Origin of the sequence: Enterobacter cloacae complex sp. ECC445 (genome assembly GCF_021892025.1) — a bacterium.
In the GTDB taxonomy this organism is placed as follows: Bacteria; Pseudomonadota; Gammaproteobacteria; order Enterobacterales; family Enterobacteriaceae; genus Enterobacter; species Enterobacter chengduensis.
In genome coordinates this window covers 14,009-39,683 of record NZ_JAKLRZ010000004.1, presented here as the reverse complement: position 1 = coordinate 39,683, position 25,675 = coordinate 14,009, and the positions used below count along the sequence as shown (strand labels likewise).

Genomic DNA, 25,675 nt, shown 5'->3' with positions numbered 1-25,675 from the left:
GCTTTATCGGAAATGACAATGGCTGTCGCGTTTTGGACAACCGGGCCTACGGATGGCGGCCCGGTTATCGTAGGCCGGGTAAGGCGTAGCCGCCACCCGGCATCCAGCGCACAGGACTAGTGCGCGCCACCGCCCCCACCACCGGCACCAAACGGTGGTCTGGCAAACCACACCAGCCCCAGCAGGACGATAAAGATCCCCGCCGATATCCAGAAAATCTCGTTGGCCGAGATAATCAGACCCTGGTTGGTGATCTGCTGGGCAATCCACCCGGAGGCCTGCTGCTCGGTCATGCCCATCCCCTGAAGCTGGCTATACATCTGCTGCGCATTCGGGTTAAACGGGTTCACCGCTTCGGTCAGCTGGGCGTGGTGCATCGACTCGCGGTTGGTCCACAGGGTGGTGGTGATCGACGTTCCGATAGAGCCCGCCAGCGTACGGGTGAAGTTCGACAGGCTTGATGCCGCCGCCATGCGCTCGGGCGGTAAGCCGGAAAGCGTAATCGTCGTCAGCGGCATAAAGAAGCACGCCACGGCGAAGCCCTGAATGAACTGCGGCCATGCGGACGCGCCAAAGTCCATGCCCGGCTCGAACGTGTACGCGCGCCAGTAGAAGCACACCGCGTACATGATAAAGCTGAACGTCACCAGCCTGCGCATGTCGAGCTTGTGGGCGAAGCGGCCGATAATCGGCGACAGCAGGACCGGAATGACACCCACCGGCGCAGAGGCTAAACCTGCCCAGGTGGCGGTATAGCCATAGACCTCCTGCAGCAGCTGCGGCAGCAGAACGATAGCGCCGAAGTAGAGCATGTAGGCCAGGCTAATACACAGACAGCCGATGGTGAAGTTTCGCGACTTAAACAGCGAGAGATCGACGATCGGGTTATCGTCCGTCAGCTCCCAGACGATCAGGAAGCTCAGCGATATCACCGCGACAACGGTCAGCACGATAATCTCGGTCGAGTTAAACCAGTCCAGCTCTTTACCCTGATCGAGCATGACCTGCAGGCTACCGATGCCGACCACCAGCAGCGCCAGGCCAACGGCGTCAATGCGCCGCTGCTCCGTTCGGGTCTCGCGACCGCGCAGCGTTTGCAGGGTGAGCATCACCACCAGCGCACCAATCGGCACGTTGATGAAGAAGATCCAGCCCCAGTGGTAGTTATCGCTGATATAGCCGCCGAGGATAGGCCCGCAAATTGGCGCGACAATGACCGTCATCGACCACAGTGCCAGCGCGACAGAGCGCTTAGCGGGTGGATAGTTGTTAAGCAGCAAACTCTGGGACAGCGGAATCAGCGGCCCGGCAACGATCCCCTGAATGACGCGGAAGAAGATCAGCATCGTCAGGCTGCTGGACATGCCGCACGCCCAAGAGGCGAGCACGAACAATATCGTTGACCAGAGGAACAGCTTCACCTCACCGACGCGCTTTGCCAGCCAGCCGGTGATCGGAATGGAGATGGCGTTTGCCACCCCAAACGAGGTAATAACCCAGGTCCCCTGGCTCAGCGACGAGCCAAGGTTACCGGCGATGGTCGGGATCGCCACGTTTGCGATGGTGGAGTCCAGCACCTGCATGAATGTCGCCAGCGACAGCGCAATGGTCATAATGACCAGCTGCGCGCCCTCCAGCGGTTTTTGCGGCTTTTGCTGTTGCATAACGCTCACCTTCGGATTAACCGGCGTTTGCCTTCACGATGTCATCGATCAGCTTGTTGACCGGATCGAGGCTAATTTCACGGGCGTTACTTTCATAAGCCGGGCTGCTGCGCACCTGGCTTGCCAGGATCTGACCGTCGCGGTTGGCGGTGTCCACCGTCACAAGCGTAGAGAGGCCGATACGCAGCGGATGGTCGGCGAGCTGTTTCGCATCCAGCTCGATACGCACCGGCAGACGCTGAACCACTTTGATCCAGTTACCGGTGGCGTTCTGCGCGGGCAGCAGGGAGAAGGCGCTGCCGGTCCCCATGTCCAGACCAACCACTTTCCCGGTGTACTTCACGTCATCACCGTAGATGTCGCTGACCACCGTCGCGGTCTGGCCGATACGCATATGGGCAAGCTGCGTCTCTTTAAAGTTGGCGTCCACCCACAGATTGTCTGCCGGCACGACCGCCATCAGCGGCGTGGTTGGGCTAATCTGCGCCCCCGGCTGGACGGAACGACGGGAGACGTACCCGGTCATCGGGCTGACGATTTTAGTTCGCTCAAGGGCAAGCCATGCGTTACGCACTTCGGTCGCCGCCTGCTGAACGGCGGGCTGGTTTTCCAGGCTGGTGCCCAGCACCATCGCCTGGTTGGCGTTGTACTGTTGAATCGCCACATCCAGCTGCGCCTGGGCGCTGGCAACGGCATCGCGGGCGTGCTGCAGCTCTTCACGGCCAATCAGGTTGGCGGTGCCGAGCGGCACGCGGCGGTTCAGGTCGCTCTGCGCCTGAGCCAGCGCGGTTTTCTGCACGTCGATGTTGGCCTGCAGCTGTTTGCTGTTGATCATCAGCTGGCGGGTCTGACGGACGCTGGAGGCCAGCGCGGTCTTTGCTTTTTCAAATGCCTGCTGCGCGTCGGTCGGATCGAGGGTGACCAACACGTCGCCTTTTTGCACAAAGTCGGTATTGTCAGCCCAGACTTTCGTCACGCTGCCCGACACCTGCGCCATAATCTGTACCTGGTTCCCTGCCACGTAGGCGTCGTCTGTCTCTTCAGCATGACGCAGTACTAAAAACCAATAGATCCCATATGCCACGGCAATAATGATAAAGAGCAAGGTCAACAGAAGAAGGGCGCTCTTACGTTTGCCTTTCTTGTTGGCCGGTTGCTGCGGGGTAGTGCTCTCCGCATTTGCGCTCATTGTTGTTCTCCACGATCTTCTTATTTTCACATCGGCTAAGCCGACCTGTTGTCAGAAAGGCCAGCAGTGTGACGTGCTGGCCTGTCGGTTTTCTTATGAATCTGGAATGGTGAGCGTGTCGTCGCGTTAGCGCAGCGCCTCAAGAATGGCGCCGTCTTCATCCATCTGGTCCAGACGGGTGAGCAGCTTGCGAGTGATGTGCTCAAGCTGGTCGCGCTCGGCGGTGCTGAGGGCGGACCAGAGTTTGTGCAGGCAATTGTGCTGAGGTGGCAGCACTTCGCGCAGGAATTCGTGACCTTTCTCGGTCAGCTGCAGATGCAGGCAGCGGCGATCGTTGTCGCTTTCACGGCGCTCAATCCAGCCGCGCTTTTCAAGTTCATCGGCAATACGGGTGGCGTTGGTGCGGGAGGAGCCCAGCGCGCAGCTCAGCTCAGAAGGCTGAATGCTGTGATTTTCCTGAGACTCCAGCGTAATCAACGCCATAAACAACGTCTCGTTAATCCCTTGAGCTTTCAGCATTTTATTACGGTTTTCCAGAAGCTTACCCTGCATGTGCATGCACAGGCGAGTCAGCAGGATTTCCTGATAAGGGAAGTCCTCATGGCGACTGGCGCGGAATTTAAGCATTTGTTCAATGGGCGTAAACGAACTATCCATTTGGGCATAACCTCATTAATTACAGCCGATATAGTAACGATAGTGACAAATAATGTAAATGAATTATTTGTGCGGTTATATCCGCCAAACTTATGTCACCATCAGAAAGCGCCGGGTAAGTCCGTGACCCGGTGAGCACAGAAAGCGTAGGGTGTGAACCCGTGAAAGAGAGGATGTGAGGACGGGGGTCTGAACTATTCATGCCAACTGTAGATATGTCACCCACATTAAAATTTCTGGGATAAATGATTACGTTTACCTTAACAGACTGCCGGGCCTCTTAACACCCTAAGAGGCCAACGCAATGTAAAACTTAGTGTATTGCTTCCTGGCGATGGTAGCCGCGCCACCATACAAGAAGGTTGAGCGCGGCGACGATGGCCCCAATCCCGCACACGCCCGACCAGCCGGCATGCTGCCACGCCGACGCGGAAATTAATGAACCGGCAGCGCCCCCGATGAAGTAGCTGGTCATGTATCCGGCGGTGAGGCGATTACGCGCCTCTGGCTTCACGCGATAGATGACGGTCTGGTTGGTAATGTGAACGCCCTGAACGGTGAGATCCAACACCAGGATACCGACGATCAGCGCCAGCACCGAGACGTGCCCATACCAGATCGCTGCCCAGGAGAGCAGAAGTAAAACCAGCCCGGCGGAGGTGGTCAGATGGGATTTGCCCTTGTCGGCCAGCCCGCCAGCGGGACGGGCGCCCAGCGCGCCTGCGGCACCTGCCAGGCCGAACAGGCCAATCACCCCTTCGGAATAGTTGAACGGCGGCGCGGCCAGCAGAAACGCCATCGAGGTCCAGAGAATGCTGAAGTTGGCGAAGGTGAAACAGCCCAGCAGGGCGCGGGTACGCAGAAGCTTATCCTGCGTGAACAGGCTGAAAACGGAGGCCAGCAGCTGGGGGTAGTTCAGGTGATTTTCCTGCTTCACTTTTGGCAGCCCGCGCCACAGCGCCAGCGCCATCACCACCATCAGCACGCTCGCCACCCAGTAAACGGTGCGCCAGCCGCCGAGGCTTGCCAGCAGCCCTGCCACGGTTCGCGCCAGCAAAATCCCCAGCAGCAGGCCGCTCATGATGGTGCCCACCACCTTGCCGCGTTTTTCCGGGGAGGCGAGGGTCGCAGCGAGCGGCACCAGGATTTGCGCCACCACGGAGAACAGCCCCGTAAGCGCGGTACCGACAATCATCATCGTCAGCGACTGGCTGCTGGCGGTGATCAGCATCCCACCGGCGGCCAGCAGGGTCATGGAGACGATGAGCATTCGGCGTTCAAACATATCGCCGAGCGGCACCAGGAACAGCAGCCCGGCGGCATAGCCGAGCTGCGCCGCCGTCACGATGAAGCCAGCGGAGCTGGCAGAAAGGTTGAAAGCGCGGGCGATGGTGTCGAGAAGAGGCTGCGCGTAATAGTTGCTGGCGACCGCCAGACCCGTTGCCACGGACATTAAAAGGATAAGTGCGGGACTAAGCGCTTGAGCTGTTTTTGTCATGAGTTTCAGGAATCGTTAGTTGAGTGATTATTTTTCCGGAAACCATAATAGCGAATGATTGTGAATGTTGGGGGATTGTTGGGTGATGGATTGTGCGGTTTGCTCCCCTCACCCCGGCCCTCTCCCAAGGGGAGAGGGAGGTCATCGTCCCCTCTCCCTCTGGGAGAGGGTTAGGGTGAGGGAAAATGTTTTACTTCTGCGCTTCAAGCGCCTCTTTCACCCAGCCGTCAAACTGCTGCTGGTGGGCCTTGATCCAGCCGTCAACGTGGCCTTTAACATCGGCTTCAGACGATTTGCCCGCGTGCATCATCGCGTTCTGAGCATTGATATCCGCCAGCGGCAGCTTCATTACCGAGAACAGCTTCGCCGCCGCCGGGTTTTTCTCCGCCCAGGCTTTGTTGGCCACGATATGCATCGTGTTCACCGGGAAGCCGTAGTTCATGCCGTTCGGCAGTTTGGTGTCGATGTCCTTCTGCTCGCCCGGCAGGGAGGAGAACGGCACCTGCAGCCACACCACGTCTTTACCCGGCTTCAGCACGTCGCTCACCCAGTACGGCGTCCAGGTGTAGTAGATCACCGGTTTACCCTCTTTGAAGCGGGCAATGGTGTCGGCCATCATCGCCGAATAGTTGCCGTGGCTGACGTCGACCGTCTTCGCCAGGTCATAGGCTTTATTCTGGTGATTAATCACCGCCTCACAGCCCCAGCCCGGGGAGCAGCCCATCATGTCTGCTTTACCGTCACCGTTGGTGTCGAACAGTTTGGCGATCTTCGGATCCTTCAGCTGTTCAATATTGGTGATGTGGTACTTATCGGCGGTTTTCTTGTCGATCAGATACCCCTGCGCCGCGCCGGTCACGAAGGTGCCTTGGCGATAGAATTTCTTGTCGCCACCGGCGGCGGCATACATATCATCGTGCAGCGGCTGCCAGTTGACGGCGGTAAAGGTGGCATCGCCGGAGGCGATCGAGGTATAGCCGACGTTGTAATCCACTTCGCTCGGCGTGTTGACCGTGTAGCCCAGCTTCTCCAGCGCGCGGCTGACGATCAGGGTCTGGAAGCTCTCTTCGGAAATGGTGCTCTGCACCGGCTGGACGGTAATGCCTTTGCCCGGCAGGTCTGCCGCAAACGTGCTGGTGGAGACAAGGGTGGCAAACGCTGTGGCAAAAAGTACCTTATGTCGCATCGTTGTTCCTTATTTTGTAAATGGGCGGGTGATTAACCCGACAGGGCCGGTGGTATACCAGCGACGGTTGCCGCGACTGCGTGAATCACGACCGACGGCCTGGGTCAGGCGGTCAAGAATAATGGCGAGGATCACAATCCCGACGCCGCCGACGGTAGCCAGCCCCATGTCGAGACGGCCAATGCCGCGCAGCACCATCTGACCCAGACCGCCCACGGCGATCATTGAGGCAATCACCACCATCGACAGGGCCAGCATCAGCGTCTGGTTAACGCCCGCCATAATGGTTGGCATCGCCAGCGGGAGCTGAACCTTAAACAGCATCTGGCGCGGGCTGGCACCGAACGAGCGTGACGCTTCGATCAGGTCCGCAGGCACCTGGTTAATCCCCAGAATGGTCAGACGAATAATCGGCGGCAGGGCGAAGATAATCGTCACCACCACGCCCGGCACGTTGCCGATGCCGAACAGCATCACGATAGGCACCAGATAGACGAAGGCCGGGGTGGTCTGCATCGCATCCAGCAGCGGACGAATAATCTTCGCCGCCCGCGGGCTGCGCGCCAGCCAGATCCCCATCGGCAGGCCGATGACGATGCAGAAGAGCAGGGCGGTCAGCACCAGCGCCAGGGTGATCATCGCCTGCGACCAGGCGCCAATCGCGCCGATGGCAATCAGCGAAATCAGCGTGGCGACCCCCATTCCTGCGCTGCCAAACTGCCACGCGATCAGGGAGAACAGGATAATCGCTACCGGCGCCGGCATGCCCAGCATCAGCTGCTGGAAGCCGTTGAGGATGTAATCCACCGGGATGCGGATCCCCTGGAAGACCGGACGGAAGTGCGTGACCACCCAGTCGATCCCTTCCGTGACCCAGCTGTCGAGCGGGATCAGGGTTTTATGGAACGGGTCCATGATGTTGAAGTGTTCCGGCTCAGGCGCGGGTGCGCTGCTAAGCCAGTCCGCCGCGCCGCCGCCGTCGGCTGGTGCTGGCGTGGAACCCCACGCATCGGCGGATTGCGCAGCGCCGTCCGCGGCTTCTGTGGTGCCCCACGGATTAGTTTGATCGGTCATTGTTTGCCCCCTCGCGGTCTAAAGCCTGCAGCAGCATCCGTTTTGAGATGATGCCGACGTACTGTTGTTCCTCACCGACGACCGGCACGGCGCACGGCGCCTGGCCCACGTGAGAGAGCAACTCGCTGAGCGGCGTTTCGGCGTCCACGGCAAGCGGAGCGTCAATTAACGCCGCATCGATTCCCTGGTTTTCACCAAGCGCGAATTTCAGGGAGTCGATGGAGACAACGCCGACAAATTTATTGCCGCGTTCAACCAGATAACCGTATTCACGGTCTTCGTCCTGCAGCAGCTTCAGCGCCGAGCGCGGGCCAAAACCCGGCGTTTTACGGATAATGCCGTTTGGCGTTCGACGGGCAATATCTTTAGCGCTAAAGACCTGGCTAATATCCACGCCGCGGAAGAAGGTGCGCACATAATCATTCGCCGGATTATTGAGTATTTCATCCGGCGTGCCGACCTGCACCACTTCACCGTTTTGCATAATGGCAATACGGTCGCCAATACGCATGGCTTCATCCAGATCGTGGGAAATAAAGACAATCGTTCGCTGATGTTTAGCCTGTAATTTTACCAGCTCATCCTGCATCTCGGTGCGAATTAACGGATCGAGGGCGGAGAAGGCTTCATCCATTAATAAAATATCTGGATTAATGGCTAATGCGCGGGCTAATCCCACGCGCTGACGCATCCCGCCGGAAAGTTCATCCGGGTAAGCATGCGCATAGTTTTCCAGCCCGACCTGACGCAGTGCATCCAGGGCTTTTTCCTGACGCTCCTGAGCGGGCGTGCCAGCTAATTCCATCCCGAAAGCGGTATTATCCAGCACCGTCATGTGCGGCATCAGCGCGAAGGACTGGAACACCATTGCGATCTTCTTTCTGCGCACCTCGCGGAGCTCGGCGTCTGATATTCTGGCGATATCCACGCCGTCAATCAGCACCTGTCCGCGGGTGGGTTCAATCAGGCGATTGAGAAGGCGAACCATAGTGGATTTACCCGAACCGGATAATCCCATGATGACAAAAATCTCGCCTTCTTCAATGGCCAGACTGGCGTCTTTAACGCCAAGCGACAGCCCGGTTTTTTCCAGAATTTGCTCTTTGGTAAGGCCTTTCTCAATATATTTGAATGCGCGCTGCGGGTGCTCGCCAAATACTTTATAAAGATTTTTCACTTCTAATTTAATTGCCATGCAATAGAGAGTGTCCTGTTATTTGTTTATGCCAATATGATTACCATGGTAAATTGTTAACGGGCATAACCCTAACATACTGAGAATCTGAGACAACCCTGCGTTTGCTTATGCCAGGCATTTTCAGGTAAGCGAAACGGCTGAATTTCCCATGAGTAAAGGGCTGAGCGTCATTTGAGTTTTTCTTAAATTTTTGCTGATGCATCGGGGAATTTCGCCTGGATCGGAGTGATTCAGGCGAATATGACGTGGGAATTACAGTGTAGTTCTCAGGGAAATATTCTGGTAGAAATAAAGGGATTTATATTTAATTAATGAACGTTAATTCACTCATTAAAAATCCCAGTCCTCGTCTTCCGTTTCCACCGCTTTACCCATCACGTACGACGATCCCGAACCGGAGAAGAAATCGTGGTTTTCGTCAGCGTTAGGCGACAGCGCGGCCAGAATTGCCGGGTTCACCTCGGCCATCTCCGGCGGGAAAAGCGCGTCGTAACCCAGGTTCATCAGCGCCTTGTTGGCGTTGTAGCACAGGAAGGCTTTGACGTCCTCTTCCCAGCCCGTTCCGGCGTACAGCTCCTCGGTATAGCTCAGCTCGTTATCGTACAGATCCATCAGCAAATCGAGCGCAAAGCCCTTAAGCTCCTCTCGCTTTGCCTCGCTGACTTTCTCCAGCCCTTTCTGATACTTATAGCCGATGTAATACCCGTGCACCGCTTCATCCCGAATGATGAGGCGAATCAAATCGGCGGTGTTGGTGAGCTTGCCCCGGCTCGACCAGTACATGGGCAGCCAGAAGCCGGAGTAGAAGAGGAAGGATTCCAGAAACACGCTGGCGATCTTCTTCTTCAGCGGCTCGTCGGCCCGGTAATATTCCAGCACAAGATCTGCCTTTCGCCGTAATGACTCGCTCTCTTCACTCCAGGCGTAGGCCGCGTCCACGTCTTTGGTCTGGCACAGCGTGGAAAATATCGAGCTGTAGGAGCGGGCGTGCACCGCCTCCATAAAGCTGATGTTCGACATCACCGCCTCTTCGTGCGGCGTCAGCGCGTCACTCATCAGAGCCGGTGCGCCGACGGTATTCTGAATGGTGTCCAGCAGCGTCAGGCCGGTAAAGACGCGGATCGTCAGCTGCTGTTCGGCGGGGTCGAGCGTTTGCCAGGCCGGAATATCGTTGGAGAGCGGAACCTTTTCCGGCAGCCAGAAGTTGCTGGTCAGGCGGTTCCACACCTCCAGATCTTTATCGTCCTGGATTTTGTTCCAGTTTACGGCGCTCACGCGTGACAGTTTCATCCTTTCTCCTTACAGCGCGCAGGACACGCAGCCTTCAATTTCGGTACCTTCCAGCGCAAGCTGGCGCAGGCGAATGTAGTAGAGCGTTTTGATGCCTTTCTTCCAGGCGTAGATCTGCGCTTTGTTGATATCCCGCGTGGTGGCGGTATCCGGGAAGAACAGCGTCAGCGACAGCCCCTGATCCACGTGTTTTGTCGCCTCGGCGTAGGTATCGATGATTTTTTCCGGGCCGATCTCATACGCATCCTGATACAGCGCCAGGTTGTCGTTAGTCATAAACGGGGCAGGGTAGTAAACGCGGCCGGTTTTGCCTTCCTTACGAATTTCAATTTTCGACACGATCGGATGAATGCTCGACGTGGCATGGTTAATGTAGGAAATCGATCCGGTCGGCGGCACGGCCTGCAGGTTCTGGTTATAAATGCCGTAGCGCATCACGTCGTCACGCAGCTGCTGCCACATCTCGCGCGTCGGCAGGGTAATCCCCGCGCGGGCAAAGAGATCGCGCACTTTTTCGGTTTTTGGCTGCCAGTCGCCTTCCAGATACTGGCTGAAATAGGCCCCGCTGGCGTAGCGCGACTGCTCAAAGCCCGCGAACCGCTGGCCGCGCTCGCGCGCCAGCATCATCGAGGTGTGCAGCGCGTGCCAGGTAATGGTGTAAAAATAGAGGTTGGTAAAATCCAGCCCTGCCGGACTGCCGTAGGCGATGCCTTCCCGCGCCAGATAGCCGTGCAGGTTCATCTGCCCCAGCCCGATGGCGTGCGAGGCGGCGTTGCCCGCTTCAACAGACGGCACGCTGCGGATGTGGCTCATGTCCGACACCGCCGTCAGCCCGCGGATGGCGGTCTCCACCGTGCGGCCAAAGTCAGGGGAATCCATGGTGTGGGCGATATTCAGCGACCCGAGATTGCAGGAGATATCTTTGCCGATATCCGCGTAGTCCAGGTTTTCGTCGTAGGCTGACGCGCTGTTGACCTGCAAAATCTCCGAGCACAGGTTGCTCATGTTGATGCGCCCGGCAATCGGGTTCGCGCGGTTTACCGTATCTTCATACATGATGTACGGATAGCCGGACTCAAACTGGATCTCCGCAAGCGTCTGGAAGAAATCGCGGGCGTTGATATATTTTTTGCGAATGCGATCGTCGGCCAGCAGCTCCTCGTAGCGCTCGCTGATGGCCACGTCGCCAAAGGCTTTACCGTAAATACGCTCAACGTCATACGGGGAGAAGAGCGCCATCCCGGCATTCTCTTTGGCCAGCTTAAAGGTGATATCCGGGATCACCACGCCAAGCGACAGGGTTTTAATGCGGATCTTTTCGTCTGCGTTTTCGCGTTTGGTATCGAGAAAACGCAGAATGTCCGGGTGGTGCGCGTGCAGGTAAACCGCCCCCGCGCCCTGACGCGCGCCAAGCTGGTTGGCATAGGAGAACGCATCCTCCAGCATCTTCATTACCGGGATCACGCCGGAGGACTGGTTTTCGATGCGCTTGATCGGCGCGCCCGCTTCACGCAGGTTAGAGAGCAGAAACGCCACGCCGCCGCCGCGTTTGGAAAGCTGCAGCGCCGAGTTCACCGCGCGGCCAATCGACTCCATATTGTCTTCGATGCGCAGCAGGAAGCAGGAAACCAGCTCCCCGCGCTGGGCTTTGCCGCAGTTGAGGAAGGTGGGCGTGGCGGGCTGGAAGCGACCGGCGAGGATCTCGTCGGTGAGCTGCTCCGCCAGCGCTTCGTCGCCCTGCGCCAGCGTCAGCGCCACCATCACCACGCGATCTTCAAAGCTTTCCAGATAGCGTTTGCCGTCGAAGGTTTTCAGGGTGTAGCTGGTGTAGTACTTCCACGCGCCAAGAAACGTCTGGAAACGAAAGCCGCTGGCGTGCGCGCGTTCAAACAGCTTCACCACGAAGGAACGGTCGTAGCGGGTGAGCGTGCGCGCGTCGTAGTAACCTTCGTTCACAAGATAGTCGAGACGCTCATTCTGGTTTGCAAAAGCCACGCTGTTGGGCCGCACGTGGGCGGCAAAAAAGGCGTCCACCGCCTCCCTGTCTTTATCAAACTGAATGCGCCCCTCGCGATCGTAGAGGTTAAGCATTGCGTTGAGCGCGTGGTAATCCGGTGTCGCCTGAATCACCCGTTCTGCGGTTGTCGTTGCCAAAATTCGTTCACTCCTTTACGCACGTTTTCGACGTCCTGCTGTGTCCCCATCAGCTCAAAACGATAGAGATACGGCACGCCGCATTTTTGAGAGATGACGTCCCCGGCGCGGCCAAAGGCATCGCCGAAATTGCGATTCCCTGCCGCAATAACGCCGCGGATTAGCCCGCGATTGTGGGGATCGTTCAGAAAGCGGATCGCCTGACGAGGCACGGCACCTGCCGTACCGCCACCGCCATAGCTGGGCACCACCAGAATGTAAGGCTCTTCTACCCGGATACGCTCCCGCTCGTTGAGCGGGATGCGAACCGCGGGCAGCCCGACGCGCTCGATGAAGCGGAGCGTGTTTTCCGAGCTGCTGGAGAAGAAAACCAGCCCACTCACGCCCGGGTGACCTGTGCGGCGAGGCGGTTAATCATGTCCGGGCGAAAGCCAGACCAGCTTGTCTCCCCGGCAACGACCACCGGAAGCTGGCGAAAACCCCTGGCGCGCAGGGTATCGGCGGCCTCGGGGACCTGGTCGATATTCACCATCTCAAACGCCACGCCGCGGCTCTCCATCGCCCGCCTGGTGGCGTGGCACTGAACACAATCGTTACGTGTGTAAATAATAATGCTCATGATTCGTATTTCCATTTAAAATGAGAAGGCGGCGCGAATCATCGCGTCAGGTTGTGTCTGTCTTGCTAAGAGGGATACTAGATGTAGTTTCCTTAAGTTTCAACCATACAAGATATGGGAAATTTATATTGATATTGCCCATGTGATGAGCACAGCGGGGCAGGGCGCTCTGTGCGGGCTTTTCAGGCGAGAAGACAAAGAAAAGCCCCGGAGCCTGAAGCAACCGGGGCCGTAAACGCGGGCTTATTTACGCAGGCTGAGCAGGGCACCCACGAAGATGCCGACCGCCGCGACGGTTCCCAGAGTACATAGCGGTTTTTCACGCACGAAGGTCGTAGCACAGCTTGCCATATCGCAGGCAGCCTGCGTGGCGCGTGAGCGTCCGTTCATGCGAGCACGGGTTTCACGGAGCAGAGACTGAGCCTTACGTTTTGCGGCATCCGCTTCGTCCTTTGCGTCAGTTCCCCAGGACTTCAGCACCTCTTCCAGCGTATCCGCTAATTGGCTGACATCATTACGAATATCCTGAGCGTCGTCATTAATATCGTTTCGGTTCGGTCTGTTAAACATACGATCCTCCGTAATTTTGTGTTCCCGTCTAGTTTAGTTCAGAAATTTAATATCTGAAGCGCATCACGCGTTAATCGCCAGTTTATGGACTATTCTGAAAGCCCAGCCAATGCTGAATACTGTAAGGTTGCCGGGCAGGAAAAGATAACGAGGAAAAGATATGTATTTACGACCTGATGAGGTGGCGCGCGTTCTTGAAAAAGAGGGATTCACCATGGATGAGGTGACGTCAAAAGCGTATGGATATCGCCGCGGCGAGAATTATGTTTACGTTAATCGCGAAGCAAGAATGGGACGTACCGCGCTCATTATTCACCCGACGCTGAAAGACAGAAGTCTGTCATTTGCTGAACCTGCCTCCGATATTAAAACCTGCGATCACTATCAGCAATTTCCGCTCTATTTAGGCGGGGAGCGGCATGAGCATTATGGTATTCCGCATGGTTTCAGTTCGCGTATGGCGCTGGAGCGCTTTTTGAAGGGGCTGTTCGGCGACGTACAGTAAATTCGCGACTGGCCTGCGCCAGTCGCCCCACATCACGCTTTTGCCTGGCTGTACTGGCTGACCTTGAACAGGCGGCGGCAGTAGTCGAGGAAATAGCCGTATACCGCACCCATCAGCATTGAAACCACAATATTCGAACTGACCGCCGCCGCGATTTGGTGCCAGTCCGCACCCACCGTCAGCAGAATGGCCACGTAAACCGGAGACTGGAACGTCACATACGCCAGCACGTCCGCCAGATTTTTTACCCAGCCTGCAGGGCTGATACGACGCGCGAAACGCATAACGGCATCGCGATATAAACCATAAGGCCAGGCAATAACGATATTGACCGGGATAGCCACCAGACGAGAAGAAAGTGACTGCTCGAAGGTCATTCCTGAGAGGAATATTTCGATCAGCATGTTCACAACGGAACAGTAGACAACCATCGCGAAAGTATCCGCCACGGCATGGCGAAGGCGTGATTGCGGTGAGAACATGTCTGAACTCCTTGAGAAGAACACAAAAGAAACGATTTTCCCGAAGCGTCTAGTGCTTTAGGTTGGTTTGTTTGTCGTGAATAGCGTATATCTCTATGTTTGAACTAACAACTAGTGATTAATTTTTATTTAATCGCGTTTTGTCCACAAAATTCTCTAAATTTGGTTGTTTTTTGTTCGGTTCGTTATAATCTGTCTCGCTTAACGTATTTTATATAAAAATCAGATAGTTAATGTTTTTGGCGTTGCAGGTTAAATCAATCCGCCCGTAAGGGGCGAGGAATGCTGAGATTTGGATTAAAGTTGGCCATTTATATTGATGTGGTGATTGAGTCTGTGCGAATTCTACAAGCGGCTAAGATAATATTAACGGTTACAGTAAACGCTATTCACATTATTGGCATAACGACCCCGCGGGTAGATATTTCCACGAAAATGAATTATTCTGACGGTGATTTATCTATTTACCCTAAAGAGAAGGTTTTCAAATAATATGTCTTTGACGTTACAGAATCTTAATAATATCCGAACTCTGCGCGCCATGGCGCGCGAATTAACCCTGGACGTTCTTGAGGAAATGCTGGAAAAGGTCAGGGTCGTTGCTGAAGAGAAACGGAGTGAGCAGGCGGAATTAGAGCAGCAGCGCGCTGAGCAGCAGGAAAAAATTAATACCCTGCTGGAGCTGATGAAAGCCGATGGTATTTCACCGACCGATCTGCTGGGTTCTGAGCTTGCGCAGGCGGGTAAGCCCACGAAAAAGCGTAAGCCGCGTGAAGCGAAATATCGCTTTATTGACCAGAACGGTGAAGAAAAAACGTGGACCGGCCAGGGCCGCACGCCGAAGCCTATTGCCAGCGCGCTGGCAAACGGGAAATCACTGGATGATTTTCTGATCTAAGGCGATAACCGGGCGGAATATTCCGCCCGGCTGTCTGTTTAGCAGACGCCGAAATCACCTTCTTCGGTATACGGCGCTACATCGGCCGCTTTCAGCGTATATTTCTCGCCTTGTTCATTGCTGGCCTGAACCGCCACAAGGGTGTCACCGTTCACTTCGAGCACTTTCAGTTTCGGGCCGCCTTTACGCGGCTGCACATAGTCACCGACAGAAAACATATTACCTCCTCATCGTTTTAGCGATCTTCACCTTAGCCCACGCGTGGCGCCGGGTACAGTGACTTTCACCGATTACTGCTTATGAGGTACGACGGTTCCAGGGCATAACCTTGAGCAGTCTCGCCATGCCGCAAAAGCCCGTCACTCCGGCGAACAGCAGTCCGGCTCCTACAAAACCGCTGAGCAGGAAAAAGCCGCTGGAGACGCCATAGCCCAGCACCACGCCGCAGAGTATCAATAGCCCGGCGGCAATTTGCACCTGACGCATCAGCGGCAGCGGCTGGGATCTGTCTTCGACGGTCGGCAGTCCGGCCTGCTTCCAGCCCTGAATGCCACCTTCGACCACAAATGCCCGAGCGGGCGCGGCGGCCTGAGCAAGGCGGTCGGCATTCCCCGACGTTCGGGCGCCAGACTGGCAGTGAAAAATCACCGTCTCACCCGCCTGCGCGTTCAGACCGCCGGGTAAGGTTTCCAGCGGCACCAGCCTCGCGGCGGGAATATGCTCGCGGGCGTACTCGTCGCTATCGCGAATATCAATCAGTATTGCGCCTTCGGCGATGCGGGCATTGGCTTCGCGAGGCGAAAGAAGAGGAAGTGACATGGGCGCTCCTTACGGGCAGTAAAGGGTTTTCAGGGTGCTGATGAGCTGATGTACCGCATCGTTTTTAATGAAGTACAGAATGCGCTGCGCCTCGCGGGTGCTGTCGATAAGCCCTTCCTCACGCATGCGCGCCAGATGCTGCGACGTGGCGGAAGGACTCAGCCCCGTCGCGCGCGCCAGGTCGCCCGCGCTGGTGCCGGGCGCCCCGCATAACGTGCAGAGGATCAGCAGCCGACGGGAGTTGCTCATGGCTTTCAGCAGTGCGGCCGCCTGCTCGGCGCTGGCCTGGAGTTGTTCAAGTTCGGTCATATTATTTTAGCATTGTCTTAATTAAGTTAATGCTAAAGTAATATCGCACGTTACGCCAGCGTTAAAAGCGTAAAAGAGGGTAAATGGGACGGGTCTGAATGGCAGAAGCCGATAAGCTGGCTACGCTTACAGTCATTACTCTTTTTTATTTTCAACTGGTTAGCGTATACGGAGTGTTTATGGGTTTTTGGCGTGTTGTCTTTACGATTATTCTCCCTCCGCTGGGCGTGCTGCTCGGCAAGGGGTTTGGCTGGGCATTTATCCTGAATATTATTCTGACCCTGCTGGGCTACATCCCCGGTCTTATCCACGCGTTTTGGGTACAAACTAAAAGCTAGGCCCGCCTTAGCTGTCGGTTAGCATACGCGAATTCTGGGCGCGTTTTGCAGGTCGGGTAAGGCGAGGCCACCGCCCGCAAGGCTTAATACCCGACCTTATACACCCGCCCGCTCTGCACGCCTTCCACGCTGCGGCGGTAGGCCTGCGCCACGGTGGCTGCGGGGACGCTCTCAAAGCCCGGGAAGAAGCCGTCGTACGCTTCAGCGGATTCCGTCAGGACCGTCGGGCTAATCAGGTTGATGCGGATCCCGCGCGGAAGTTCGCAGGCGGCGGCGCGAACGAACCCCTCCAGCGCGGCGTTCACCGTGGTGGCATTCACCCCCTGCGCAATCGGCTCGTGCGCCACAATCCCGCTTATCAGCGTAATCGAGCCGCCGTCGTTCAGGTAGTGCTGGCCGGTCAGCGCCAGGCGCACCTGCCCCAGCAGCTTGTCCTGCAGGCCCTGGTTGAAGTCGCTGTCCTTCATGGTCGCGAGCGGGCCGAAGTGGAGGCCACCGCTGGCGGACACAATGGCATCCACCCTGCCGATTTTCTCAAGCAGCGCCTGCACGCTCGCCTGCGAGGTGATATCTACCCGGTAGTCGCCCTGCGTGCGGCCCACGCGGATGACCTCGTGGCGACGACTCAGCTCTTCCGCTACTGCCCGACCGACCGTACCGCTGGCACCAATAATGACGATTTTCATAGCCGACTCCTTATGTTGTGAGCCCTCATTCTTTAATAAATAAAAATGCAGATAAACTGGGCTACAGTTAGAAGATTGCTAACCTGAGGTTTGGAATATGGATAAGCTTCGCGGCATGGAAACGTTTATCGCGGTGGTTGAAAGCGGCAGTTTCACGGGGGCGGCTGCACGGCTGGAGATGTCGGCGGTCATGGTGGGAAAGTACGTTGCGCTGCTGGAGTCACAGCTCGGCACCCGCCTGCTGGAGCGTAACACGCGGCGCCAAAGCCTGACCGATGCCGGGCGCGTCTATTTCGACGAGGCGAAGCGGGTGTTGGAGCAGGTCGCGATTGCCGAAAACGCGGTTGAACGCCTGCGCGCCGCGCCCGCCGGAACCCTGCGCGTCACGGCACCTACGTCGTTTGGCGGCTGCGTGATTGCCCCGCTGACGGCAACCTTTTTACAGCGCTACCCGCAGGTGCGCGTCGAATTGGATCTGACTAACCGGATGGTCGATCTGGTGGAGGAGGGCGTCGATCTCGCCATCCGCATTGGTGACGTTCATAACGACGATCTGGTGGCAAAATACCTGTGTCCCTACAACATGGTGATCTGCGCCGCACCGGACTATTTAGCGCGACACGGCACGCCGCAATCGCCCGCCGAACTGGTGGATCATCTCTGCTTGTCCCACAGCGTCTGGACCGCACGCAACGAGTGGCGGCTGCCGGGTGTGGAAGGCGAAGTGCGCTGGAAACGGGACGCGGTATTAAGATGCAACGACGGCTACGGGCTGCGGATGGCCGCAAGATCCGGGGCGGGATTACTGCTGCAGCCGGAAGTGCTGGTAGCCGAAGATCTGGAAAGCGGCAGGCTGATTCGGGTGCTGGAGCCGTTCACGCCCGCGCCGAGGCCGGTGCATTTATTGTGGCGTCAGGATTTACGCCCCCTGCCCAAGCTGACGGAATTTATCGCCCATATTCTGCTAAGATTGAGCACACTATAAAAACAGAAGGTAAGCAAAGAATGTCAGTGAGTAAACTCGCCAGCAGCGCGCAGGGCCTGCAATCATCTGCCATCCGTGAATTATTAAAACATAGCAAAATGGCCGGCGTCATTTCGCTGGGTGGAGGGATCCCTAACCCGGCTTTGTTCGATCATGAAGGCCTGAAAATAGCCGCGGATGCCGTATTATCCCAGCATTTTGGCGAGGCGTTTCAGTACGGCCTGACCGAAGGCGTACCGGGACTGCGGGAAGAGATCCAGCGCATCTGCGAAGGACGCGGCATCGCCTGTAAAGCCGATGACGTGGTGGTGACCTCTGGCTCACAGCAATCGCTTGACGTGCTGGCGCGTGCATTAATTAACCCGGGTGATACCGTTGTGGTTGAGCGTCCAACCTATCTTGCCGCGCTGCAGGTTTTTGGCCTGGCGCAGGCGAATTTTGAATCCGTCGGCACCGACGGCGACGGCATGAAGGTCGACGAACTTGAAGCGCTGGCGGCAAAGAAAAGCATCAAAGCGGTGTATATCGTCCCGACCTTTGGTAACCCTGGCGGCGTAACGCTCTCTGAAGCGCGTCGCAAAAAGCTGGTGGAACTCTCTCAGCGCTATGACTTCGTCATTATTGAAGACGATCCGTACAGCGAAATTAACTATACCGATGAGGTCTTCCGTCCGTTAATCGCTCATGCCAAAGATATCGGCAACGAAGAGAACGTGGTCTATACCTCAACCTTCTCTAAAATTCTCGCGCCGGGCACCCGCGTAGGCTGGGTGCTGGTACCGGAGTGGCTGAAGCGTGCGGTAGTGAACCTGAAGCAAACCACCGATCTGCACACCAGCACGCTTTCGCAGCTGATGACGTACGAATATCTGAAAACCGGGCGTCTGGCCGGGCAGATCAAAACGATCCGCGAAGCCTATCGTCAGAAGTATCAGACCTTCGCCAACGAACTGGAAGCCGAGCTGGGCGAGGTGATGTCCTTCCACAAGCCGAAAGGCGGCATGTTCCTGTGGGCGACGATGAAAAATGGGGGGAATACCACGCGCTGGCTGGAAAAAACCTTAAGTAACGGCGTAGTATTTGTGCCGGGCGAATTTTTCTACTGCCATGAGCCAGACCATTCGACGCTGCGCATGTCGTTTGTCACGCCAACGGACGAAGAGCTGAAGGAAGCGGTTCAACGCCTGAAAAAATCGCTGTAAAAGACCTGCGCATAATGGCTTCTCTGCCGTTATGCGCAATACGCGTTCAGGGCGGCACGGGCCGCGATCCTCCATGGAGATCTCCATGCTTGAATTTCTGTTCGGTGTCGTTACGCATACGCCCGTCTGGGTGTGGGTGCTGTTTATCTTCCTTATCTCTCGCGGCATTAAAGCCCGCAGGCCCGCCACCGTCACGCTGGAGCGGCTTGCCGTCATCCCGGGCATCTTTCTTATCTGGGATATTTACGATCTGGTGGTCTACCGCACGCTGACTCCCGGGACCGTTGCACTGTGGACGGCGGGGATCCTCGCCGGTGCCGCGCTGGGGTATTTCCTGATTAAGCAGGCGGTGATTACCCGCGCAGAGGCGCCGCGCAGCCTTTACCGCCAGGCAGACTACACCGCGCTGCCGTTTATGATGCTGGCGTTTGGGGTGAAGTATGTGCTGGGGGTGATGAGCGCGGTTTCGCCTCAGACGATGCAGCAGCCCGCCATGAGCGCGCTGGCGATCGTCTCCGGCGGCGTGTTTGCTGGCGTGTTTATCGGTAAGTTTGCTCGCTATGTTGGGGTGTATAACCGTACCGCGCCGCGCCCGGCGGGGTGAGATCTCCGCGTCTGTTCGGGTCAGGCTACATCCGGCTGGCCCGATTTTCGCTTAGCCATGACGTCCGCAACGGTCTTTATACGGCTCAACTCCTCCTGCGTCCTGGCGTTAGATTGCGCTTCCCAGATATCGACGTTCAGCTGTAAGTTCAGCCAAAATTCAACAGTGGTATCAAAGGCTTTTGCCAGTTTGATCGCCATATCGGCAGTAAGCTTGCGATTGTTATTGACCAGCGCGTTGATGGTGTTGCGGTGAACATTGAGCATCTCCGCCAGATCGCTGATTTTCAGATTGAGCGGTTCAAGATACTCATACTGCAACACGTCGCCCGGCGTGGTGGGTTTGCGGAGTGCCTGTTGAAGTGTCATAGGTGATGCCTCACTTGTGTTGCGTGTACTTGTGTGGAGAGAGGTAGAGATCTTCTGCTTTACCCTCTATCCAGCGAAATACGAGCCTGTATTGCCTGTTTACCCGGATTGAGGAATATCCCTTCAGCGGCGGATTCAATGCTTCATACATATTGCCCGGGGGCGATCGCAAATCCCTGTGCGAGGTAGCTGCCCTGATGATATCGAGCTTTCTCGCAAGCGCTGTTTCCAGATTTGAAGGAATAACATTGCTCGATCTGCCGTAAAGAAAAAAATCCTCAAGCCATTGATCCCGAAAATAACTAATCATAATGCTGCCGAGCTCCAGTCCATGAAGCTGATTGAATGGTAATGCACTCCCGCACTGTGCGCAAGTGCATTTCTGTCTGCGGTTAATATTACCAGGGCAACGGTTGAAGGGAAGTGGGATGCATAACTAAAGGTTAATACTCCGAGGCAGGTTCCAGTTCTGGCATGCGGTTTACTGCCCGGCGGCGCTGCGCTTGCGCGGGCCTACGGGAACGTAGGCCGGGTAAGGCGGAGCCGTCACCCGGCGATTGACTATCGCTCCCTTAGCGCCTCTTTCGCCCGGTTAAACGGCTTGATCAGATAATCCAGCACCGTTTTCTCGCCGGTCTTGATGTCCACCGTCGCAATCATCCCCGGCACAATCGAGAAGTGCCTGCCCGCCTTGTTCACCAGGTAATCCTGGCTGGTGCGGATGAATACCCGGTAGTAGAACACCTCCGGCTTGGCTTCGTCCTGGATGGTGTCCGGGGAAATCGTCTCCACCACCCCGTGCAGCCCGCCGTAAATGGCGTAATCGTAGGCGGTGATTTTGACTAGCGCCTCCTGGTTCGGGTGGATAAAGGCGATATCGCGCGGCGAGAGGCGGGTTTCAATCAGCAGGCGATCGTCGACCGGAACAATCTCCATCAGCTCGCCGTTGGGCGGGATCACGCCGCCGATGGTGGTGACCTTGATGTTTTTCACGATCCCGCGCACCGGGGATTTTACCGTCAGGCGGGTGACGGAATCCTGGCGGCCTTTCAGGACGGCGGAAACCATATCCACCTCCGCGTTGGCCTTGGATAACGCCTCGCGCGCCTGAACGTAATACTGCGAGCGCACGTCGGTAAGCTTCAGCTCCAGGTCACTTTTCTGTCGCTGCAGGCGCAGCACCTCCACGTGGCTGGCGGCCCCGGTTTTCACCAGCCGCTGGGTGATGGCCAGCTCCTTATTGGCGAGATCTAACGCGGCGCGCAGCTCTCGCTGGGTGTCCTCCAGCTGCGCGCGGCGGGAGTTGTAGAGCCGCGTTTCGTCAGCAATCAGATCCGGCCATTTTGCCAGCGAAGGGGGGAACTTTAGCGGCAGATCGTTCACCTCGGCGTACAGGCGGGCGCTGGAGGCCAGCGAAGCCCGGTAGCGCGCCGCGCTTTCGCCGACGTTCGATTCGGAACGCGTCGGATCGAGCCGCGCCAGCACCTGTCCGGCCTGCACCTGATCGCCCTCATGAACGTTCAGCTCGGTGAGGATCCCGCCGTCGAGAGACTGCAGGACCTGCTCGCGCGAGCTGGGGATCACCTTCCCCGAGCCGGTTGAGACCTCGTCCAGCAGGCCAAACCACGCCCAGACGCCCAGCACCACAAACATCAGCAGCGAGATGATGACGATTCGACGCGCGCCGGTGTAGCCGCTCTCGGAATCCAGCGCGTTATCCAGATCGTCCATTGCCGCCACGTCACGCTGACTGATTTTCATTTTTCCACTCCCGTCCGGTTGCTGCCTGCTGCTGTTGCTGCTGCATACGGCTATTGTTGAGCGCCTGGGCTTTTGGCGCGTCCATCACCAGCATCCCCTCTTTCAACACCACCACGCGCTCCACCAGCTCCAGCACCGGCACGCGGTGGGTGGCGACGATGAGGGTGCGGTTGCCGAGCCAGTCGCCCAGCCGCTGGATGAACTCCCGCTCGGTATGCTCGTCCAGCGAGGCGGTCGGTTCATCCATCAGCACGATGTTGGGATCGCGCAGCAGCATCCGCGCCAGCAGAATCGACTGGCGCTGCCCGCCGGAAAGCCCCACGCCGTTTTCCATGATCGGATAGTCCAGCCCCTTGGGCAGCTTCTGCACGAAGCCCGCCGCGCCGGTCAGCTCCAGCGCCCCGAAAATCTCCTCGTCGGTGGCGCGCGGCATGCCGAGGGTGATGTTTTCGCGCAGGGTGCCGTAAAACAGCCGGGCGTTTTGGGTCATAAAGCCGACGTTGCGCCGGACGTCGGCGACGTCGAGGTGCGGCAGGCTGAAGTTATCAAGCCGCAGCTCGCCTGCCGCCAGATCCATCCCACCCGCCATCGCCTGCAGCAGGGTCGATTTGCCCGCGCCGTTGCGCCCGAGGATCGCCACTTTTTCACCCGGCCGGATCTCCAGCCGGTTAATACGCAGCGCCATGCGCGGATCGTCCGGCTGATAGCGGAACTGTGCCTGCTCGAAAAGATAGTGTCCGCGCAGCACGTCCTGGCGGATCGGCGTCTCCTCGCGCTGATTTTCGGTAGGAAGCTGCATGATGCTGTCCAGCCCCTCTTTTGCCGCTTTAACCTGCTGCCAGCGGGCCAGCACGCCGCACAGCGTTGCCATGGGGGCGATCATGCGGGAGGCCAGCATCGACGCGGCAACCACCGAACCGGTGGTCAGGGTGCCGTCGATCACCATCGGCGCGCCGACCACGATCACGGCGGCATACACCAGGCTTTGGATGGTCATTCCCCAGCTAATCAGGTTCTGGGTCAGCTCGCGGGTGCGCAGGCCGGATTCGGCGGTGATCTGGATATAGCTGTTCCACTGCTGCAGAAAGCGGTTTTCCGCCTGCATCAGCTTGATGTCCTCCAGCCCCTGCACGCTCTCCACCAGCACCGCGTTGCGCAGGGTCGATTCATGGGCCGACTGCTTTGCCAGCTCCGCCAGCTTCTTCTGCAGCAGCAGGCCGGGCAGGACCATAATCACCGCCGCGACCGGGGCGATCCACGCCAGCTGCGGGGCGATGATCGCCAGCACCACCACAAACAGCAGGAAGAAGGGCAGGTCGACAATCGTTGAGATGGTGGAGGAGGTGACCATCTCGCGGATCTGCTCCAGCTCGCGCAGCTGAGAGATAAAGCTGCCGGTGGAGCGGGGTATCGCGCTGTTGCGCAGGCGCAGCGCGTGGCCGAATACGCGATCCGAAACGCGCATATCCGAGCGCTTGCCCAGCAGATCCATAATGTGCCCGCGCGCCACGCGCAGCACAAAACCGAACAGGGTGGCAATCAGCACCCCAATGGTCAGGACGTAGAGCGTCGGGTAGGACTGGGCGGGGATCACCCGGTCATAGACCTGCATGGAAAAGACGATCCCGGAGAGCGACAGCACGTTGATAAACAGCGCGGCGAGCATCACCCAGCTGTAGGGACGCAGATCGCGCATCACCAGCCGGTAGAGCCAGTCCGGACGGTATTTTGAGATATAGGCATCCACGCGGCTGTCCTTCAGCGCGGCGAGTGGACGCAGGGCAATCACGTGGCGGATGGCGGGCAGCGTCGCCGTCATCGACAGGCGGTTAGTGTAGGTCTCCTCGTCGAAGAAGCTGATTTCCAGCGTGTCGTCGCCGTCGAAGTGCTCGATTACGCCGATCCGGCCGTCATTCATTGCCACCACCACCGGCAGACGCCAGCTGTTGATCGACTGCTGGTCAGCGGTGAGCAGCTGAAACGACAGCCCCGCCTCGCGCGCCAGCTGAGTGAGCGCGGGAACCATCGGTTTGCCTTTCAGCCACGGCGCGCCTGCAATCAGCGCGCCGGGAGAGCAGGCGACGCGGTAGCGCGTGGCGACAAAGCCAAAGGCCTGCGCCCACTGCGCCAGCGCCTCGTCCGTCATGTTTTCACCTTGCGGGATTTCACGCTGCGTCATGGCTGGATCTCCACGGTCTGGATGGTGCGGTTATCAAGATCGAACGCATGGCGCAACTGGCCGGTGTTATACAGGCAGTTGAGCTGCAGCTGGTGCAGCTGACCGAGGGTCTGCTGCTGGGTGAAGCGCGCCTGGTAGACCTCCTGCTCGGCGTTGAGCACGTCGAGCAGCGGGCGCGACCCGAGATCGAGATACTGCTGCTGGTAAAGCTCGCGGGTGCGGGCGCTGAGCGCCTCCTGGCGGCCCTGAATTTGCAGCGTGCTTTGCAGGCTCATCACCTGACTGCGGGCTTCCAGCAGCTTCTGGCGGACGTCAAGGCGCGTGCGCTGAATGGTGGACTGCGCCGCTTCCACCGCGTGTCCGGCGGCGTTACGCCGGGCGGTGAGGCCGCCGCCCTGATAGAGCGGCATCTGCACTTTTACCCAGGCGGAATACTGGGTGCGATCCCGCGTGTCGCTCCCCGCGTAGCGATCGTTCATGTAGTGACGTACCTCCGGCTCCAGCGAGACGGTTGGCGTCATCTGCGCGTCGGCGTAGTCGAGATTCGCCTGGGCGACGTTCGCCTGCGCCCAGGCGGCGAGCACCGCGGGAACCAGGCGGTCGTCCGGCTCGGCGACATCGCAGCTGCGGCCCAGCTTTTGCGGAAAATCATTGCTGATATCGTTCAGGCTGTTCCAGCCGAGAAAGCTCATCAGCGTGGCGCGGGCGCTGTCGAGATTGGCCTGGTACTGCATCAGCTGCGCGCGCGCGCCTTCGATACGGGCATCGGTTTGCACCACGTCAGAGAGCGAGGTGGCGCCTTCGTCATTACGCTGGCGGGTCAGCGAGCCGATGGAGGAGAGGGCGTCGAGCTGCTCTTTGGCGGTGTCGACCATCTGCTGCCAGGTTTGCACCTGCACCATGGCGACGGCGGTGTCGTGGGCGATGGTGTCGATACTCACCAGCACGTTAGCCTGCTGCTGGGCGACCCCGGCGCTTTCGGCGCGCACCTGGCTGGCCACTTTGCCAAAGTCGTAGAGCATTTGAGAGAGAGAAAGCACCAGCGACGGCGTAAAGCCGTTCTGGTCGCCGTCGTGGGAGTAACCGTTGTCCACGCCGGCATTAATCTGCGGATAGTATTTCGATTTCGCGACGTCCACCTCTTCGCTCTGCTGGTAGAGTTTTCCCACGGCTTCGCTGATGGCCGGATGCCAGGTAACGGCGCGGTTGACGGCTTCGCCAAGCTGCAATGAGCCCGGCGCGGCGTTGCCAGCCGTCGGGGCGACGCGGCCGTTGAGCGAGGGGAGTTCCTGCGTTTCGCGCAGTTGGCCCGTATTGATAGTTGCCGCCGGGTTCGCGCAGAGAGCGGGCACAGATATCAGGCAGCACGAGAGCCACCAGTAAGGCATCTTCATTCCCATGTCATGTCCCTAATAAAATAAGTGCAGCTTTATTATTAAT

Annotated in this window: 29 protein-coding genes; 7 read left to right on the top strand and 22 right to left on the bottom strand. The window is 57.8% G+C overall.

What is annotated here, in order from left to right; genetic code table 11:
• Positions 1-116: 116 nt before the first annotated feature.
• From emrB to L6R44_RS06015, 12 genes are all read right to left on the bottom strand, one after another.
• Positions 117-1,664 carry a multidrug efflux MFS transporter permease subunit EmrB gene (gene emrB, locus L6R44_RS06070; protein ID WP_032642981.1) on the bottom strand — a complete coding sequence of 516 codons (1,548 nt, stop codon included), beginning with the start codon at positions 1,662-1,664 and terminating at the stop codon, positions 117-119.
• Positions 1,665-1,680: 16 nt separating this feature from the next.
• Positions 1,681-2,853 carry a multidrug efflux MFS transporter periplasmic adaptor subunit EmrA gene (emrA, locus tag L6R44_RS06065; protein WP_032642979.1) on the bottom strand — a complete coding sequence of 391 codons (1,173 nt, stop codon included), beginning with the start codon at positions 2,851-2,853 and terminating at the stop codon, positions 1,681-1,683.
• Positions 2,854-2,979: 126 nt separating this feature from the next.
• Positions 2,980-3,510, bottom strand: coding sequence for a transcriptional repressor MprA (mprA, locus tag L6R44_RS06060; RefSeq protein ID WP_032642977.1), 531 nt, complete (start codon positions 3,508-3,510; stop codon positions 2,980-2,982).
• Between the two features lie 313 nt (positions 3,511-3,823).
• Entirely contained in the window at positions 3,824-5,008 is a 1,185-nt protein-coding gene (locus L6R44_RS06055) for an MFS transporter (RefSeq protein WP_237423575.1), read from the bottom strand.
• A 190-nt stretch (positions 5,009-5,198) separates the two neighbouring features.
• Positions 5,199-6,194, bottom strand: a complete 996-nt coding sequence (gene proX / locus L6R44_RS06050) for a glycine betaine/L-proline ABC transporter substrate-binding protein ProX (protein WP_032642973.1) — start codon at positions 6,192-6,194, stop codon at positions 5,199-5,201.
• A gap of 9 nt (positions 6,195-6,203) precedes the next feature.
• Positions 6,204-7,268: a glycine betaine/L-proline ABC transporter permease ProW gene (gene proW, locus L6R44_RS06045; protein ID WP_237423574.1), complete on the bottom strand. Its 1,065-nt coding sequence runs from the start codon at positions 7,266-7,268 to the stop codon at positions 6,204-6,206.
• Positions 7,252-8,463, bottom strand: coding sequence for a glycine betaine/L-proline ABC transporter ATP-binding protein ProV (gene proV / locus L6R44_RS06040; protein WP_237423573.1), 1,212 nt, complete (start codon positions 8,461-8,463; stop codon positions 7,252-7,254). Before proV ends, proW begins: the two co-directional genes overlap by 17 nt.
• Before the next feature lie 333 nt (positions 8,464-8,796).
• Positions 8,797-9,756, bottom strand: a complete 960-nt coding sequence (gene nrdF / locus L6R44_RS06035) for a class 1b ribonucleoside-diphosphate reductase subunit beta (protein ID WP_032642967.1) — start codon at positions 9,754-9,756, stop codon at positions 8,797-8,799.
• Positions 9,757-9,765: 9 nt separating this feature from the next.
• The gene (nrdE, locus tag L6R44_RS06030) at positions 9,766-11,910 is read right to left on the bottom strand and encodes a class 1b ribonucleoside-diphosphate reductase subunit alpha (protein ID WP_237423572.1); all 2,145 of its coding nucleotides are present in this window, start codon (positions 11,908-11,910) and stop codon (positions 9,766-9,768) included.
• Positions 11,883-12,293, bottom strand: a complete 411-nt coding sequence (nrdI, locus tag L6R44_RS06025) for a class Ib ribonucleoside-diphosphate reductase assembly flavoprotein NrdI (protein ID WP_032642964.1) — start codon at positions 12,291-12,293, stop codon at positions 11,883-11,885. Before nrdI ends, nrdE begins: the two co-directional genes overlap by 28 nt.
• Positions 12,290-12,529 carry a glutaredoxin-like protein NrdH gene (gene nrdH / locus L6R44_RS06020; RefSeq protein WP_032642962.1) on the bottom strand — a complete coding sequence of 80 codons (240 nt, stop codon included), beginning with the start codon at positions 12,527-12,529 and terminating at the stop codon, positions 12,290-12,292. Before nrdH ends, nrdI begins: the two co-directional genes overlap by 4 nt.
• A gap of 243 nt (positions 12,530-12,772) precedes the next feature.
• Positions 12,773-13,099 carry a DUF883 domain-containing protein gene (locus L6R44_RS06015; RefSeq protein WP_032642961.1) on the bottom strand — a complete coding sequence of 109 codons (327 nt, stop codon included), beginning with the start codon at positions 13,097-13,099 and terminating at the stop codon, positions 12,773-12,775.
• Positions 13,100-13,259: 160 nt separating this feature from the next.
• On the opposite strand from L6R44_RS06015, the gene L6R44_RS06010 reads away from it, so the two are divergent.
• The gene (locus L6R44_RS06010; protein WP_023333165.1) at positions 13,260-13,604 is read left to right on the top strand and encodes a DUF2002 family protein; all 345 of its coding nucleotides are present in this window, start codon (positions 13,260-13,262) and stop codon (positions 13,602-13,604) included.
• A gap of 32 nt (positions 13,605-13,636) precedes the next feature.
• On the opposite strand, the gene alaE is transcribed toward L6R44_RS06010, so the two are convergent.
• Positions 13,637-14,086: an L-alanine exporter AlaE gene (gene alaE, locus L6R44_RS06005; protein WP_032642960.1), complete on the bottom strand. Its 450-nt coding sequence runs from the start codon at positions 14,084-14,086 to the stop codon at positions 13,637-13,639.
• Between the two features lie 282 nt (positions 14,087-14,368).
• Here alaE and L6R44_RS06000 point away from each other — a divergent pair, with 282 nt between their 5' ends.
• Positions 14,369-14,578 carry a hypothetical protein gene (locus tag L6R44_RS06000; protein WP_237423571.1) on the top strand — a complete coding sequence of 70 codons (210 nt, stop codon included), beginning with the start codon at positions 14,369-14,371 and terminating at the stop codon, positions 14,576-14,578.
• Position 14,579: 1 nt separating this feature from the next.
• Positions 14,580-14,984, top strand: coding sequence for a DNA-binding protein StpA (gene stpA, locus L6R44_RS05995; RefSeq protein WP_032642958.1), 405 nt, complete (start codon positions 14,580-14,582; stop codon positions 14,982-14,984).
• A 38-nt stretch (positions 14,985-15,022) separates the two neighbouring features.
• On the opposite strand, the gene L6R44_RS05990 is transcribed toward stpA, so the two are convergent.
• The 3 genes from L6R44_RS05990 to L6R44_RS05980 all read right to left on the bottom strand — a co-directional run bounded on the left by L6R44_RS05990 (position 15,023) and on the right by L6R44_RS05980 (position 16,112).
• Positions 15,023-15,202 (bottom strand): hypothetical protein, encoded by a 180-nt coding sequence (locus L6R44_RS05990; protein WP_032642957.1) that lies wholly within the window; start codon positions 15,200-15,202, stop codon positions 15,023-15,025.
• Positions 15,203-15,281: 79 nt separating this feature from the next.
• Positions 15,282-15,803 (bottom strand): rhodanese family protein, encoded by a 522-nt coding sequence (locus L6R44_RS05985; protein ID WP_237423570.1) that lies wholly within the window; start codon positions 15,801-15,803, stop codon positions 15,282-15,284.
• Between the two features lie 9 nt (positions 15,804-15,812).
• Positions 15,813-16,112 carry an ArsR/SmtB family transcription factor gene (locus L6R44_RS05980; RefSeq protein WP_032642955.1) on the bottom strand — a complete coding sequence of 100 codons (300 nt, stop codon included), beginning with the start codon at positions 16,110-16,112 and terminating at the stop codon, positions 15,813-15,815.
• Positions 16,113-16,291: 179 nt separating this feature from the next.
• On the opposite strand from L6R44_RS05980, the gene L6R44_RS05975 reads away from it, so the two are divergent.
• On the top strand, positions 16,292-16,450 hold the full coding sequence (locus tag L6R44_RS05975; RefSeq protein WP_032642954.1) for a YqaE/Pmp3 family membrane protein: 159 nt from the start codon (positions 16,292-16,294) through the stop codon (positions 16,448-16,450).
• Positions 16,451-16,533: 83 nt separating this feature from the next.
• On the opposite strand, the gene L6R44_RS05970 is transcribed toward L6R44_RS05975, so the two are convergent.
• A complete protein-coding gene (locus tag L6R44_RS05970; protein WP_237423569.1) occupies positions 16,534-17,136 on the bottom strand; it encodes a short chain dehydrogenase in 603 nt (200 codons plus the stop codon).
• A gap of 97 nt (positions 17,137-17,233) precedes the next feature.
• Between L6R44_RS05970 and L6R44_RS05965 the strand changes: the two genes are divergently transcribed.
• The 3 genes from L6R44_RS05965 to L6R44_RS05955 all read left to right on the top strand — a co-directional run bounded on the left by L6R44_RS05965 (position 17,234) and on the right by L6R44_RS05955 (position 19,927).
• The gene (locus L6R44_RS05965; protein ID WP_032642951.1) at positions 17,234-18,121 is read left to right on the top strand and encodes a LysR family transcriptional regulator; all 888 of its coding nucleotides are present in this window, start codon (positions 17,234-17,236) and stop codon (positions 18,119-18,121) included.
• Between the two features lie 20 nt (positions 18,122-18,141).
• Positions 18,142-19,323 carry an aminotransferase-like domain-containing protein gene (locus tag L6R44_RS05960; protein WP_032642950.1) on the top strand — a complete coding sequence of 394 codons (1,182 nt, stop codon included), beginning with the start codon at positions 18,142-18,144 and terminating at the stop codon, positions 19,321-19,323.
• 85 nt (positions 19,324-19,408) lie between these two features.
• Positions 19,409-19,927: a DUF6622 family protein gene (locus L6R44_RS05955; RefSeq protein WP_237423568.1), complete on the top strand. Its 519-nt coding sequence runs from the start codon at positions 19,409-19,411 to the stop codon at positions 19,925-19,927.
• 20 nt (positions 19,928-19,947) lie between these two features.
• Here L6R44_RS05955 and L6R44_RS05950 read toward each other — a convergent pair whose 3' ends face one another.
• The 5 genes from L6R44_RS05950 to L6R44_RS05930 form a co-directional block, all read right to left on the bottom strand.
• Positions 19,948-20,295, bottom strand: a complete 348-nt coding sequence (locus L6R44_RS05950; RefSeq protein WP_237423567.1) for a HigA family addiction module antitoxin — start codon at positions 20,293-20,295, stop codon at positions 19,948-19,950.
• Positions 20,296-20,305: 10 nt separating this feature from the next.
• Positions 20,306-20,605 (bottom strand): type II toxin-antitoxin system RelE/ParE family toxin, encoded by a 300-nt coding sequence (locus tag L6R44_RS05945; RefSeq protein ID WP_237423566.1) that lies wholly within the window; start codon positions 20,603-20,605, stop codon positions 20,306-20,308.
• A 251-nt stretch (positions 20,606-20,856) separates the two neighbouring features.
• On the bottom strand, positions 20,857-22,026 hold the full coding sequence (locus L6R44_RS05940) for an HlyD family type I secretion periplasmic adaptor subunit (RefSeq protein WP_100249862.1): 1,170 nt from the start codon (positions 22,024-22,026) through the stop codon (positions 20,857-20,859).
• A 10-nt stretch (positions 22,027-22,036) separates the two neighbouring features.
• Entirely contained in the window at positions 22,037-24,235 is a 2,199-nt protein-coding gene (locus tag L6R44_RS05935; protein ID WP_032642940.1) for a type I secretion system permease/ATPase, read from the bottom strand.
• Positions 24,232-25,635, bottom strand: a complete 1,404-nt coding sequence (locus tag L6R44_RS05930; RefSeq protein ID WP_032642938.1) for a TolC family outer membrane protein — start codon at positions 25,633-25,635, stop codon at positions 24,232-24,234. Before L6R44_RS05930 ends, L6R44_RS05935 begins: the two co-directional genes overlap by 4 nt.
• Positions 25,636-25,675: the final 40 nt, after the last annotated feature.